General features: G+C 69.3%; 12 protein-coding genes. 6 read left to right on the forward strand and 6 right to left on the reverse strand.

The window, feature by feature from the left end:
• Positions 1 to 131: 131 nt before the first annotated feature.
• Positions 132 to 1,889 carry a proline--tRNA ligase gene (locus M8859_RS01225; protein ID WP_159919779.1) on the reverse strand — a complete coding sequence of 586 codons (1,758 nt, stop codon included), beginning with the start codon at positions 1,887 to 1,889 and terminating at the stop codon, positions 132 to 134.
• Between the two features lie 58 nt (positions 1,890 to 1,947).
• On the opposite strand from M8859_RS01225, the gene yaaA reads away from it, so the two are divergent.
• Positions 1,948 to 2,691, forward strand: coding sequence for a peroxide stress protein YaaA (yaaA, locus tag M8859_RS01230; protein ID WP_159919781.1), 744 nt, complete (start codon positions 1,948 to 1,950; stop codon positions 2,689 to 2,691).
• Between the two features lie 102 nt (positions 2,692 to 2,793).
• A complete protein-coding gene (locus M8859_RS01235) occupies positions 2,794 to 3,207 on the forward strand; it encodes a PPOX class F420-dependent oxidoreductase (protein ID WP_159919783.1) in 414 nt (137 codons plus the stop codon).
• A gap of 1 nt (position 3,208) precedes the next feature.
• Here the strand turns inward: M8859_RS01235 and M8859_RS01240 are convergent, their stop codons facing one another.
• Positions 3,209 to 4,669, reverse strand: coding sequence for an MFS transporter (locus M8859_RS01240; RefSeq protein WP_159919785.1), 1,461 nt, complete (start codon positions 4,667 to 4,669; stop codon positions 3,209 to 3,211).
• Positions 4,670 to 4,864: 195 nt separating this feature from the next.
• Positions 4,865 to 5,260 carry a hypothetical protein gene (locus tag M8859_RS01245; RefSeq protein ID WP_159919787.1) on the reverse strand — a complete coding sequence of 132 codons (396 nt, stop codon included), beginning with the start codon at positions 5,258 to 5,260 and terminating at the stop codon, positions 4,865 to 4,867.
• A 99-nt stretch (positions 5,261 to 5,359) separates the two neighbouring features.
• Between M8859_RS01245 and M8859_RS01250 the strand changes: the two genes are divergently transcribed.
• Complete coding sequence (locus tag M8859_RS01250; RefSeq protein WP_159919790.1) at positions 5,360 to 6,016, forward strand: LysE family translocator; 657 nt, start codon at positions 5,360 to 5,362, stop codon at positions 6,014 to 6,016.
• 43 nt (positions 6,017 to 6,059) lie between these two features.
• On the opposite strand, the gene cobA is transcribed toward M8859_RS01250, so the two are convergent.
• Positions 6,060 to 7,334, reverse strand: coding sequence for a uroporphyrinogen-III C-methyltransferase (cobA, locus tag M8859_RS01255; protein ID WP_195070478.1), 1,275 nt, complete (start codon positions 7,332 to 7,334; stop codon positions 6,060 to 6,062).
• Between the two features lie 492 nt (positions 7,335 to 7,826).
• Between cobA and M8859_RS01260 the strand changes: the two genes are divergently transcribed.
• The gene (locus M8859_RS01260) at positions 7,827 to 8,270 is read left to right on the forward strand and encodes a nucleoside deaminase (protein WP_159920292.1); all 444 of its coding nucleotides are present in this window, start codon (positions 7,827 to 7,829) and stop codon (positions 8,268 to 8,270) included.
• Positions 8,271 to 8,297: 27 nt separating this feature from the next.
• Here the strand turns inward: M8859_RS01260 and M8859_RS01265 are convergent, their stop codons facing one another.
• Positions 8,298 to 9,656, reverse strand: coding sequence for a DoxX family protein (locus M8859_RS01265; protein ID WP_249643611.1), 1,359 nt, complete (start codon positions 9,654 to 9,656; stop codon positions 8,298 to 8,300).
• A gap of 112 nt (positions 9,657 to 9,768) precedes the next feature.
• Positions 9,769 to 11,133, reverse strand: a complete 1,365-nt coding sequence (locus M8859_RS01270; protein ID WP_249643612.1) for a DoxX family protein — start codon at positions 11,131 to 11,133, stop codon at positions 9,769 to 9,771.
• A gap of 250 nt (positions 11,134 to 11,383) precedes the next feature.
• On the opposite strand from M8859_RS01270, the gene M8859_RS01275 reads away from it, so the two are divergent.
• Both M8859_RS01275 and M8859_RS01280 read left to right on the forward strand, forming a co-directional pair.
• The gene (locus M8859_RS01275; RefSeq protein WP_249643613.1) at positions 11,384 to 12,514 is read left to right on the forward strand and encodes a phosphotransferase family protein; all 1,131 of its coding nucleotides are present in this window, start codon (positions 11,384 to 11,386) and stop codon (positions 12,512 to 12,514) included.
• A gap of 2 nt (positions 12,515 to 12,516) precedes the next feature.
• Positions 12,517 to 13,614: an Rv3169 family protein gene (locus tag M8859_RS01280; RefSeq protein ID WP_249643614.1), complete on the forward strand. Its 1,098-nt coding sequence runs from the start codon at positions 12,517 to 12,519 to the stop codon at positions 13,612 to 13,614.
• Positions 13,615 to 13,640 lie beyond the last annotated feature (26 nt).

Genomic DNA, 13,640 nt, shown 5'->3' on the forward strand with positions numbered 1-13,640 from the left:
CCAGCAAATTCCAGTTACGGTGGCGTAGGTGGCGTAGGTGGCGCATCCGGCTCCACGGGTTTGCGCAGACCCGATGGCCGCCCTACGGAACGGCTCCCAGCGGGATCGGCCGAGAGCCGTTCGCAGACACCTCAGCCCCGGACTGCGGCCACCACCGCGTCCACCGCCGACGCGGCAGGGACTTCCTCGGTCTCGCCGGTGAAGCGGTCACGCAGTTCCACCTTGCCCTCGGCCCAGCCGCGGCCGATCACCAGCACCAACGGCATGCCCAGCAGCTCGGCGTCTTTGAACTTCACGCCGGGCGAAGCGGTGCGATCGTCGAAGAGCACGTCCAGGCCCTGGGCGTGCAGCCCCGAGACCACCTCTTCGGCGCCCGCGCGGGCCGCCTCGTCCTTGTTCGCGATGACGACATGCACGTCGTAGGGCGCTACCGACGCGGGCCAGCGCAGCCCCTTGTCGTCGTGCTGCTGCTCGGCGATCACCGCGACCATCCGCGAGACGCCGATGCCGTAGGAACCCATGGTCAGCCGGACCGGCTTGCCGTTCTCACCGAGCACGTCCACCTCGAACGCGTCGGTGTACTTGTTGCCGAGCTGGAAGATGTGGCCGATCTCGATGCCTCGGGCCGCCACCAGCGTGCCGCGCCCGTCGGGCGAGGGATCACCGTCGCGGACCTCGGCCGCCTCGATGGTGCCGTCGGGGGTGAAGTCGCGGCCCGCGACCAAGCCGACGACGTGCTTGCCCGGTTCGTCGGCGCCGGTGATCCAGCTGGTGCCGGTGCCGACGCGAGGATCGACCAAGTAGCGAACACCGTTGGCCTGCAATGCCTTCGGGCCGATGTAACCCTTGACGAGGAACGGATTCTCGGCGAAGTCCACTTCGGTGAGCAGCTCCACTTCGGCCGGTTCGACCGAGGCGCCGAGGCGCTTGTCGTCCACCTCGCGGTCACCGGGGACGCCGATGCCGATGATCTCGGTCTTGCCGTCGGGATGGCGCAACTTGACCATGACGTTCTTCAGGGTGTCGGCCGCGGTGACGGGCCGACCGTAGCGCTCGGCGATCCCGGCGGCGTTGGCCCAGTCGACCAGTGTCGCGATGGTCGGGGTGTCAGGGGTGTCGTGCACGACGGCCTCGGGCTGCCCTTCGATCGGCAACGGCTCGGGAGCGGGCGTGACCACCGCCTCCACATTGGCCGCGTAGCCCGATTCCGGGCAGCGCACGTAGGTGTCCTCGCCGACGGGGCTGTCGGCGAGGAATTCCTCCGACGCGCTGCCGCCCATCGCGCCCGAGGTGGCCGCCACGATGACGTACTCGACCCGCAGCCGGTCGAAGATGCGCTGGTAGGCCTGCCGGTGCGCGGCGTAGCTGGCCTTCAGCCCGTCCTCGTCCAGGTCGAAGGAGTAGGAGTCCTTCATCACGAACTCCCGCCCGCGCAGGATGCCCGCGCGCGGACGCTCCTCGTCGCGGTATTTGGTCTGGATCTGGTACAGCGTGACCGGAAGGTCTTTGTAGGAGCTGTACTCGCCCTTCACGGTGAGCGCGAAGAGTTCCTCGTGGGTCGGGCCGAGCAGGTAGTCCGCGCCCTTGCGGTCGCGCAGCCGGAACAGACCGTCGCCGTACTCGGTCCACCGGTTGGTCGTCTCGTAGGGTTCGCGCGGCAGCAGCGCCGGTAGTGAGATCTCCTGAGCGCCGATCGCGTCCATCTCCTCGCGTACCACGTCCTCGACCTTGCGCAGCACGCGCAACCCCAGCGGCAGCCACGAGTAGACACCCGGGGCGACGCGGCGCACGTAGCCGGCACGGACCAAGAGTTTGTGGCTGGCCACCTCCGCGTCGGCGGGATCGTCACGGAGGGTTCGCAGGAACAGGCGGGAGAGGCGGGTGATCACGGAAGCACAGGGTAGTCGCTGGCCGGACGCTGGTCGCAGCGCATTACCGTATTCGTTCGTGCTGGTGCTGCTGCCTCCTTCCGAAACCAAGTCCGACGGCGGAGCCGGGGCGCCGCTCGCACTGGACTCGCTGGCGATGCCGCAGCTCACGGCGGTGCGCGCGAGACTGATCGATGAAGTGGTGCGGTTGGCGGCCGATCCGGAAGGCTCACGGACCGCCCTGGGGCTCGGCAAGGCCGCCGACGGCGAGATCGCTCGCAACGCCGCACTGCGCACCGCACCGACCCGGCCGGCGTTGGAGCGCTATACCGGCGTCCTCTACGACGCGCTCGACGCACGCTCGTTCACCAAAAGTCAACGAGCGAAGGCCTATGCCCGGCTCGGCATCGGCTCCGCCCTGTTCGGCGCGGTCCGCGCGGGTGACCCGATCCCCGCCTACCGGCTGTCCGGCGGCTCCAAGCTGCCCGGGCTGCCGTCCCTTTCGGCCGTCTGGCGCGACGAGCTGGCCGCCGCGCTGCTCGCCGAAGCCGCGGGCGAACTCGTCGTCGACCTGCGCTCGGGGACCTATCAGCAACTGGGCCGGGTGCCCGGCGCGATCACCGCGAACGTGCTCACCGAGCATCCGGACGGGTCACGCACGGTGGTGAGTCATTTCAACAAGCACCACAAGGGCCTGCTCGCGCGCGCCCTGGTGCTCACCAGGGCCGAACCGGCCGACATCCGCGGCGTCGCGCGGGTGGCCGCCAAGGCCGGTTTGCGCGCCGAGATCGCCTCGCCCACCGAAATGGTGATCATCACTTGACCGGCTCGCCGCTACCTCGGGTTCCCGCGGAAACGAGCAGACGGTGACTCGACGTTTCCGCGGCGGGGAATGCAATGCGGCACTGTATTGTTCGCCCCGAACGTGACCAGTACCGCAGTGCTTTCCGATGACCTGAAGAAGTACCTGGACGAAGAGCGAGTGTTCGCCACCGCGGCCACGAACGGCCCGAACGGCCAGCCGCACCTGACCGTGATCTGGCTGAAGCGCGACGGCGACGATCTGCTCTTCTCCACCACCACCGATCGACAGCAGGGCAAGAACCTCGCCCGCGACCCACGGATCACCGTGCTGATCAACCCGCCGGACAACCCGTACGTCTACGCGGAGATCCGGGGCACCGCGACGATCACCCCCGACCCGGACAAGACGCTGCCCGACGAACTGTCGGTGAAGTACACCGGACGCAAGTACGCCGACTTCAATCCGGCCTCCTCCGCCGACGGACCGCGCGTCATCGTGCGCGTGACGCCGAGGCGAGTGGCGGGAAGGTTCTGACTCAGACTTGCTGCGCTTCCTCCTGAGCGTGCTGGGCCATCGCCAGCTGCTGCGGGGTGAACCGCAGCGTCAGAGCGACCAATCCGGTCGCGAACGCGATGAGGGCGCAGACGAACAGCACCAGCGTGTAACCGTCGCCCAGCGCGGAGATCTCGGCGGGCGTCATCCCGGTCACCTTTTCGGTGCGGCCGCCCAGCGACAGCGTGCGGGAGGCGGCGATCGGGGTGAGCAGGCCGATGGCCACCGGCGTGGCCAGGTTCATGAACATCTGCCCGACCGCGGCCAGCGGACCGATATTGGCCGGGGGCACGCCGACCAGCACGCACAGCGGGGAGAGCACCATGGCGACGCCGACGCCGAAGCCGATGACCACCAGCAGGGGCAGCAGCGTCGCGAAGTACAGCACCTCGCCGTCGAGGGTCGAGCCGAACAGCAATCCGACGCCGAGCACCACGGCCGCGCCCGCGAGCAGCCAGCGCGGCGCGATGTACAGCGCCGCCTTGGAGGCGACCGCGCCGCCGACGCCGATGCCGACGGTGAACGGGATCGCCGCGACGCCCGCCTTGAGCGGGCCGTATCCGATGACGTTCTGCATGAACTGGGCGACGAAGAAGGTCATCGCGCCGAGCACGCCGCCGGCCAGGAAGATCAGCAGGAAGGTGGCGATGCGGTCGCGGCTGTCGAACAGCGACCAAGGCAACAGCGGGTCGTCCACCCGCCGTTCCAGCGCCACGAAAACGATCAGCAGCACGACACCCGCGATCAGCGAACCGATGATCGCCGGGTGTCCCCACCCGATCTCCGGTCCCTCGGTGGCGCCGAACACGATGGACGCGCAGGCGATGGTGCCGAGGAACGCGCCGGGGATGTCGAGAGCCGAGCGGTGGTGTTCGGTGTCGGCGAGTTTGTAGGCCGCGCCCAGGATGATCAGCGCACCGATCGGGACGTTGATCAGGAAAATCCACCGCCAGGACAACTGGGTCAGCGCGCCGCCGACCACGAGCCCGCCGACCGAACCGATGCCGACCATGGAGCCGACGATCGCGATCGCCTGGTTGCGCGCCTTGCCCGGCGCGAAGGTCGTCGCCACGAGCGCGAACGCGGTCGGCGCCGCGATCGCCGCGCCCGCGCCCTGCAAGGCCCGCGCCGCGAGCAGCATGGCCTGGTTCTGCGCGAGCCCGCACAGCAGCGAGGCCAGGGTGAATAGCGCCACGCCCACGACCAGCATGCGCTTGCGGCCGAAAGCATCGCCGAGCCTGCCGCCGAGCAGCATCAAACCCGCGAAGGTGAGCCCGTAGGACGTCACCGTCCAGGCGCTACCCGCGCTGGACAGCCCCATCTCCTCTTGCAGCCGCGGCAACGCGAAGATCACCACCGTGCCGTCCAGCACGACCATGAGCTGCAATCCGCTCAGCACTAGGATGGCGAGCCCGAAGGCCCGCTGCGTCACTGGATACTGCATCGTCGCAGCGGGGTTCCGAAGCACAGTGAGTCACTGTAATTGATGCCGCGACCACCTTCGCCCACCCACTGATCCGGCCGGAGCCGCGACCAGCGGCGCTCTCGCCGATCCGGCGAGCCGCCGTCGACGCGCATCGCGCGCGGTATCGGCCCGGCGAACCGTGCCGCGACAGTGTCGGTCGCCTCGGCGTGCATATCAGGGGACGGTGACCGTCACCAGCTCGCTGAACGGCATCCCGCCGGTGGGGGTGTCATCGAAACAGCCGCCCCGGGCGGTGATGGTCGTGCCCGATTCGAGGCCTTCCAGGGTCGCGGTCACGGTCTGGCCGGGACCTGCCATCGACTCCGGGCCGCCGTTGCCGAAGAAGCGGTGATTGTTCTCGGGGCCGACACCGGCTTCGGCCCAGCACCGGCCGGTGCCGTTGGGGTTATGCACGGTCGCGGTCACGACTCCCGGCGCGGTGCCAGCGAAGCCGACCTCGGGAGCCTGCAGCTGTGTTTGCGCGCTCGCCGGCGCGAGGACCGGGCCGAACGCCACAAGCGCGGCGGACGCTGCCAGCAGAATGGGTGCGTTGATTCGTTTTTTCGCCACAATCGAACCCTATCGGAAACAGGTTCGCCCAATGCTCGCTTCCGTCAACGGGTTACGAGACTCGGCGAAGCGAGACCGGACACAGAATGGAGGGTGCGCGTGGCTACTCACTTGCTGTGGGGCTTCGTGGTCGCAGCGCTACTGGCTTATGTGATTCCAGGCCCGGACTGGTTTGTGGTGCTGCGTCATGCCACCCGGTCACCCACCGCGGGCATCAGCGCGGCGGTCGGTGTGCAGACCGGGTTGATCGTGCACATGACCGCTGCCGCGCTCGGTGTGTCAGCGATCTTGTCGACCAGCGCCGAGGTGTTCACCATCGTCAAACTCGCCGGCGCCGCATACCTGGTCTTCCTGGGTTTTCAGGCGTTGCGCGACGCCTATCACGGGTGGCGCTGCCACGACCTCGGCGACAGTTCTTCGACGACCTCATCGCCGTCGGCGGATTCCGCGCCGGCGCGGATATGGGCGCAGGCATTCACCGCCAACGTGTTGAATGCGAAAGCCGCGCTGTTCTTCGTCGCGGTCTTGCCGCAGTTCGTGTCCCCCGCGTCCGCGGCGGCACCCCAGATCCTGCTGCTGGGCGCTGTCGACATCGCGATCGGGTGCCTCTGGTGGCTGCTGTTCGTCCTGACCGCCGCTCGTTTCCGTCGAGTGTTGCGTCGCCGCGGGCCACGTATGGCGCTCGATACCACTGCCGGGATCGCGCTGACCGGCCTGGGCGGGGCGCTCGCGGCCACCGGTCGCGCCCAGGCATGAGAGCGTCGGGAGATCGGGCTCACTCCGTGAACGGGGGTGAGCCTTATCCCGCCGCGGAATCGACTTGCGGGGCGAGGGTGTCGGCGGAGAATCCGGCGGTCGGGCCGATGACCACGATCGCGGGCGGACGGATGCCTTCCTCACGTACCCGGGCGGCCACCGTGCCGAGATCGGCGCGCAGCACGCGCTGGGTGCGCAGCGTTCCTTCCTGGATGACCGTGGCGGGTGTGCCCGCGGGGCGTCCGCCGTCCAGTAGTGCCGTGGCGAACTGTTCGATCCGTTCGACCGCCATCATCAGCACCAGGGTGCCGCGCAGACGACCGAGCGCGGGCCAGTCCACCAGCGAATCCGGATGGTCGGGCGCGACGTGCCCGCTCACCACGACGAACTCGTGGGTGACGCCCCGGTGCGTCACCGGGATGCCCGCCGCGGCGGGTACCGAAATGGGACTGGTGACGCCCGGCACCACCGTGACCGGCACCCCGGCGGCGACGCAGGCCTCCACTTCCTCGTAGCCGCGCCCGAACACATACGGGTCGCCGCCCTTGAGCCGCACCACGAATTTGCCCGCCTTCGCGCCTTCGACCAGCGCGTTGTTGATCGCCTCCTGCGCCATCGCCCGTCCGTACGGGATCTTCGCGGCGTCGACCACCTCGACCTCGGGCCCGAGTTCGGCGAGCAGTTCCGGCGGCGCGAGCCGGTCGGCGACCACCAGGTCCGCCCTGGCCAGCAGCCGCCGCCCGCGCACGGTGATCAGATCGGGATCGCCGGGGCCGCCGCCCACCAGGGCGACGCCGGGCGCGATCGGTGTCGAGTCATCGCTCACCACACCCGATTGCAGGGCCTCCAGCAAGGCGTTGCGCACGGCCGCCGAGCGCCGGTGCTCCCCGCTGGCCAGCACACCGAGGGTCAGTCCGTCGTAGCGCGCGGTGGCCGGGGTGACCGCGGTGCCCAGCCGCGCGTTGTCGGCGCGCACGCAGAAGATCCGCCGCCGGGTAGCCTCGGCCACCACGGCCGCGTTGGTCTCGGGCTCGTCGGTGCAGGCGATCGCGTACCAGGCGCCGTCGAGATCGCCGTCGGCGTACTCGCGCAGGGTGACGGTGATCTGCCCGGAGGTCGCCATCCCCTCGACAGCGGGCGTGACCGCACGGCTCACCACGTGGACGTCCGCGCCGGAGGCGATCAGCAACCCCAGTCGGCGCTGCGCCACTGTGCCGCCACCGACCACGACGACGCGCCGTCCGTGCAGATCGAGCCCGACCAGGTAGTTCGGGTCGCCGGTTGGCTGGTCTTGCGTTGCGTCTGACGTGTTCGGCACAAGTTTCGAGCCTACGGCGTGGTGGTTCGGCACCGGCAATCGACCGGCACCCCGCCTTCGCGGGTTCCCTGGAGCGCAAGCCACGATCACGGCGGTCCTGGTGCGACCGGCGATGGGCGCCCCTTCGGCGAACTGCGAGCGATCAGTGGACAGCTTCCCTGGTCGACGAGCTCCACGCGCGAGCGGGCGAGACGTCGAGGATCAGCGTCGCGGCGTCGGACGCCCTCGGCCGAACGGCCACCGGAACGGACCGTCGGAACACCATCGACGCACGATCCGGAACGAGGGCGGCCGGCAGTGGGCGGCGGATCCGAGACGGGCGGACGGGCACGCTCGTGCCCGCTGGGGTGCCGCTGGCCGGGCGGTGCTCACTGCCCCGGAACACCGCTGTGACCAGCGGTAACCAACGATTCGGCAGCCGTCGGCGGTAGGTTGCGGTGGAGCCGTCTCGATCGGAAAGGCGAACCGATGACACAGGTGACACCGGCACGACTGCTCGACGTCGCCTACGAGGAGGCACTGCGCGGACTCGCCGAAGGCGGGATCCCGGTGGGCGCCGCCCTGTTCGACGCGGGCGGAACGCTGCTCGGGCGCGGCCGCAACCGCCGGGTGCAGTCCGGCGATCCCAGCCTGCACGCCGAGACCGACGCCTTCCGCGCGGCGGGACGGCGGCGTGACTACCGCGCCACCGTCATGGTCACCACGCTCTCGCCGTGCTGGTATTGCAGCGGTCTGATCCGCCAGTTCGGCATCGGGTCGGTGGTGGTCGGGGAGTCGCGGACCTTCTCGGGCGGGCACGAGTGGCTGGCCGGGCACGGCGTCGCCGTCACCGTTCTGGAAGACCGGCGCTGCATCGATCTGATGACCCGATTCATCGCCGAGCATCCCGCGCTGTGGTACGAGGACATCGGCGTGGCCGACGATCTCGAGGCGTGACGGGGGCCGTCGGGCGAGCCAGGCGAGTCAGCGGAAGTACGGGTATTCCTGCACCCAATGGAATCCGCGGCTGCGCAAGGGGAAGTCGTCGAGCGCGACCGAGCTCAGCGCGACCGAGACCGGCTGCCCGGCGAGCGTGCCCGTCAAGGTCAGCCGCTCGGGTTGCGGCCGATCGAAACCGAAGCTGCCCAGGGGTTCCGGTGGTGCGCCCACGGCTGTCGGCGGTGCGACCATGACCAGGGTGCGCGCCTCGGGATCGACCATGGCGAGCACCGGGATCAGTTGGCCGTCCATGCGCTGCACCGTGGCGACGTCCCGGTCGAACACCAGGCGCTGCCAGCGCAGTGCGTCGGTGGTCAGCGGCGGAAGCGGCTTGCCGTCCACACTGAATTCGGTGACCGCCCAGATGCCGTACAACGGAGGTTCCGGCCGTCCAGCACCCTGTTCGGTCCACTTCTCCCAGCCGCTGTACGCGTTCGAGAACAGCAGCCACACCCCGAGCGCGATCTGCGCGGCGACCGCGATCCGGTTGGCTCGTCGCGTGCCCAGCAGCGGCGGGATGACCGACGGTCCGGCGGGCCGGTTCAGCACCAGCACGTTCGCCAGGCGCCCGGCCTCCGGCGCCAGCAGCACCAGGCACAAAAGCATCAGGTGGAACGCCAAGATCTTCGCGGGCACGTCGTAGGTCATGTCGAGCACGAACACCTGTGTCGTGCACACCAGGCTCAGCATCGCTCCCAGCAAGGCGGTGCGCGGCACGAACAGCAGAACGCCGCCGAGCAATTCCGCGCAGCCGAGCAGGATCTCGTACTGCGGCGACACACCGATCTGGTTCCAGAGCACCGCCATCGGACTGAAATTCCCGTATGGCTCGAGCAGCCGGCTCAATGGTGTGGGCGGCATCTGGGTCGGGATGACCTTCGCCATGCCGTAGGCCACCATCTGCCCGGCCAGGCACAAGCGCACGAACAGCAGGAACCACGGTTGCGCGGCCCGGTAGTGCGGGCGGTCGCGGTCCAGCACGCTCCAGATCGCCGTTGCGAGCACCGCGACCACCAGGACGACGAATATCAGCACCCAGAAGTAGGCCTGGTCGCCGCTGATGGACGCCGTGTTCGCCGTGACGGACGCGCCGAACACCTGGGCCCCGGTCCACTCGACCACCGGGCGCAGAGCACGGGCGACGCCGTAGTTCACCCACTCCGGCAGCCATTCGCGCGCCAGTCCGAGGAACTCGGGCACGATCGATGGATACACCAGGCAGAACAGCCCGAAGTACAGGACACCGAAGCGGAACGCCACTCGGGTCGCGCCGCGCCAGGGCCGGGCACCGGACTCCTCCGCGTCGGTGCCGGTGTCGGTCCGCTCGAGGATCGCTTCGGTCACGGCGGTCCCTCCAGTCCGAATTGATGCAGACCGAAGGTATCGAAAAGTGCGGCGCGCGCACGGGGTTTCGGCGGGATCGCCGTACCGGACTCACGGCCGCGGACCTCCGAGATCAGCGGAAGTACGGGTATTCCTGGACGAAGTGGAAGCCGCGGCTGCGCAGCGGGAAGGAATTCAGGTCCATCCGGTCGAGCGACAGCGTCACCGGCGTTCCGTTCAGTTCTCCGGTCAGCTCCAGCGTGTCCGTCGTGGGCCGGGCGAAGGTGAAGGCGCCCAAGCGGGACGGCGGCGAGTCCGGCGACTGTGGCGGCGCCGACAGCACGAGAGTGTGCGCGGCCTCGTCGATCTCGGCGACGACGGGCACGAACGAGTCGTCCATCTTCTGCACCGTCGTGCCCGGGCGGTCGAAGATCACCCGGCGCCAGCGGCTGTCGTCGGTGAGCAGCGGTGGCGCCGGATGCCCGTCCCTGGTGAACTCGCCGACGGTCCAGATGCCGTACAGCGCGGGCTTCGGCGCGCCGTCTCCGGCTTCGCGCCATGCCTCCCAGGTGATGAACACGGTGCCCAGCAGCACCCACAGTCCGACGGCCACTTGCATCACCGCCGCGATCCGATTCGCGCGGCGGGAAGCGAACAACGCCGGCTGCGTGGCCGGCTCGGCCGGGCGGGACAGCACGAGCACGTCGGCCAGTCGCCCGGCTTGTGGCGCCAGCACGAGCACCGACAGCAGCAGCAAGTGGAACGACAGGATCTTCACCGGCACGTCGTAGGTCATGTTCAGCACGAAGACCTGCGCCATGCTCACCAGGCTGAGCAGCGCGCCGACCGTCGCGGTGCGTGGCACGAACAGCAGCAGGCCGCCGAGCACTTCGGCTGTGCCGAGCAGGATTTCGTACGCGGGCGCGGCGCCGACCTGGTTCCAGAGCACCGAGGCCGGGCTCATCGTCCCGTACGGTTGCACCAGCGCGGTCAGCGACGGCGCGGGCATCTGCGACGGAACCGCTTTGGCCATACCGTAGAAGAGCATCTGGCCGCCCAGACACAGCCGGACGAACAGGACGAACCAGTTGCGCAGCGTCGTGTAGTCCCGGCGGCGTCGATCGAGGATCGACCAGACGAGAGTGATCACCACCGCCGCGACGAGTTCGCAGAAGATCAGCACCCAGATACCGGCTTGGTCGCCGCTGCCCGAGTCCTCGCGCAGGACGGCTTCGACACCGAAGACGTGCTCGCCGACCCAACCGACCAGCGGGCCCGTCGCGCGCATCTGCCACATGATCGCGGTATCCGGCAGCCACTTGCTCACGATTCCGGTGAACACGAACAAGATCTGCGCGAACACCACACAGAACAGCCCGAAGTAGGCGAAGACGAAGCGGAACGCGATCCGGGCCGGCAGGCTCCAGGGCCGCCGCTGGTCGCCGGCCGGAGCCTCGCCACTGCCGCCCTCGACGACATCCGTTCCGACCGTACTCACACCGCTCCCCTCGCCGACAACACTTTCCGCGAGCCGAACGTATCCGACCCGATCATGGGATGACCTCAGGGAAAACCCCGGATTTCCGGGTACGTCTTTCGGTCTACGTGCCTGCCCCACCGCCCGGCGCCCATGCCGCACCGGAATTCGTCACCGGTTCCGCCCCGCCGACAACTAGAACGCGTTACAGTCGCGTATCCCGGCGCATCGCGGGACGGTGCACCCGGGCCGCACGTGTCAGGAGGACACCATGACCGACGATCCGGACCCGGCGCAGCGACAGCAACTGACCGTCAGCGAACGCGACCTGGACACGCTGGCCGGCGACTTGGCGCGCTGGCTGGACACGAAGGTCTCCGCGGACGACCTGCCACGCATCTCCGGGTTGTCACGTCCGCAGTCCGGCGGCATGTCCAGCACGACCATCCTGTTCGACGCCGAATGGAGCGCCGCGGGGCGGCCGGAGCGCGGGTCGTTCGTCGCGCGTATGGCGCCCGACGCGGGATCGTTTCCGGTGTTCCAGACCTACGACCTGCCCACGCAGTACCAGGTGATGGCGGGCGTGGCCGCGGCGACCGACGTGCCGGTGCCCGGCCTCTGCTGGCTGGAGAACGACGACGAACCGCTCGGCGCTCCGTTCTTCGTGATGCGCCGGGTCGACGGACGCGTGCCCTCGGACAACCCGCCGTACGTCTTCGTCGGCTGGCTGTTCGACGCCACTCCCGCCGAACGTCTCCGGCTCACCCACAACACGGTCGAGGTGATCGCCAAGATCCACGCCATCCCCGATCCCGCGGCGCTGTTCCCCGCGCTGAGCGGGCCGGGCGACGCGCTGCGCAGGCATGTCGCCGCGCAGCGCTCGTGGTACCGGTGGGGGCTCGCGGACGACGGATTCGCGATCCCGCTGATCGAGCGGAGTTTCGCCTGGCTCGACGAGCACTGGCCCGCGGACCCCGGCCCGGACGTGCTCAGCTGGGGCGACGCCCGGCCGGGCAACATCATCTACCGCGAATTCGAGCCCGTGGCGGTGCTGGACTGGGAGATGGCCGCGCTGGCGCCGCGCGAACTGGACCTGGGCTGGGTGATCTTCATCCACCGGTTCTTCCAGGATCTGGCCACCCGCTTCGGACAGCCCGGGCTCCCCGACTTCCTCCGCCGCGACGACGTGGTGTCGAGATACGAGGGGTTGACCGGGCACCCGGTGCGTGATCTCGATTTCTACCTCGTCTACGCCGCGTTGCGGCACGCGATCGTGATGGCGCGGGTGAAGCGCAGGATGATCCACTTCGGCGAGGACAGCGACACTCCCGACCGCGACGACTACGTCATGCACCGGGCCGCTCTGGAAGCGCTGCTCGACGGAACCTACGAATGGGACTGACCATGCCTGTGCCTTTGGACGAGTACCCCATCCACCAGACCCCGCTCTCGCTGGCGCGGGTGGCCTCCAGCGATCGGAATTTCTACGACCGCAGCTACTTCAACGCCCACGACCGTGCCGGCGGCACCCTGCTGATCACCGGTTTCGGCGTGTATCCCAACCTCGGCGTGACCGACGCCTACGCCGCCGTCCGCCGCGGTGACGCGCTGCGGGCGGTGCGGTTCTCCGACGCGCTCGGCGACCGGAGCCTCGACCAGCGCGTCGGCGGCTACCGCGTCGAGGTGCTCGAGCCGCTGCGGCGCATCCGCGTGGTCTGCGACCACGACGATCTCGGCTTCGATCTCACCTGGACCGGCGCCTTTCCCGCGGTTCAGGAACAACCGCATCTGATCCTCTCCGGCAACCGCCCGATCATCGACGCGTCCCGGTTCGCGCAGGTCGGCTCCTGGGCGGGCACACTGCACGTGGACAGCGACGACATACCGGTCGACCGGGCGGTGTGGACCGGAACGAGAGACCGTTCGTGGGGCATCCGCCCGGTCGGCGAGACCGAGCCGCCCGGACGCGCGGCCGCCGAACCCGCGGGCGGTTTCTGGTGGCTGTACGCGCCGCTGCGGTTCGAGGACTTCGCCGTCGTGGTCATCGTGCAGGAGGAGCCGGACGGCACGCGCACACTCAACGACGCGACCCGGGTCTGGCCCGACGGACGCACCGAGCAGCTCGGCTGGCCCCGCATCTCGATCGACTATCGTCCGGGCACAAGACTTCCCGTCGGTGCGCGATTGGAGCTGACCACGCCCGACGGCAAGCCCATCGAGATCGAGATCACCACCGGCACCGGCGTCCCGCTGCACGTGGGCTGCGGCTACGGCGGCGATCCCGACTGGCAGCACGGCCAGTGGAAAGGCCGGGACTGGTCCTCCTCCAGCCGCTACGACCTCACCGACCCGGCGGTGGCCGCCCGCACCCCCTTCGGCGTGATCGACCACGTCGCCCACGCCCGCTGCGGCGACGCGGAGGGCTGGGGCCTGTTCGAACACGCCAGCATCGGCCGCCACGACCCCACCGGCTTCGCCGACTGGGGCTCGGTCGCACCCTGAACCACCGGCGTCCGCCGCGCTGTGAC

This window comes from Nocardia sputi (genome assembly GCF_023501985.1).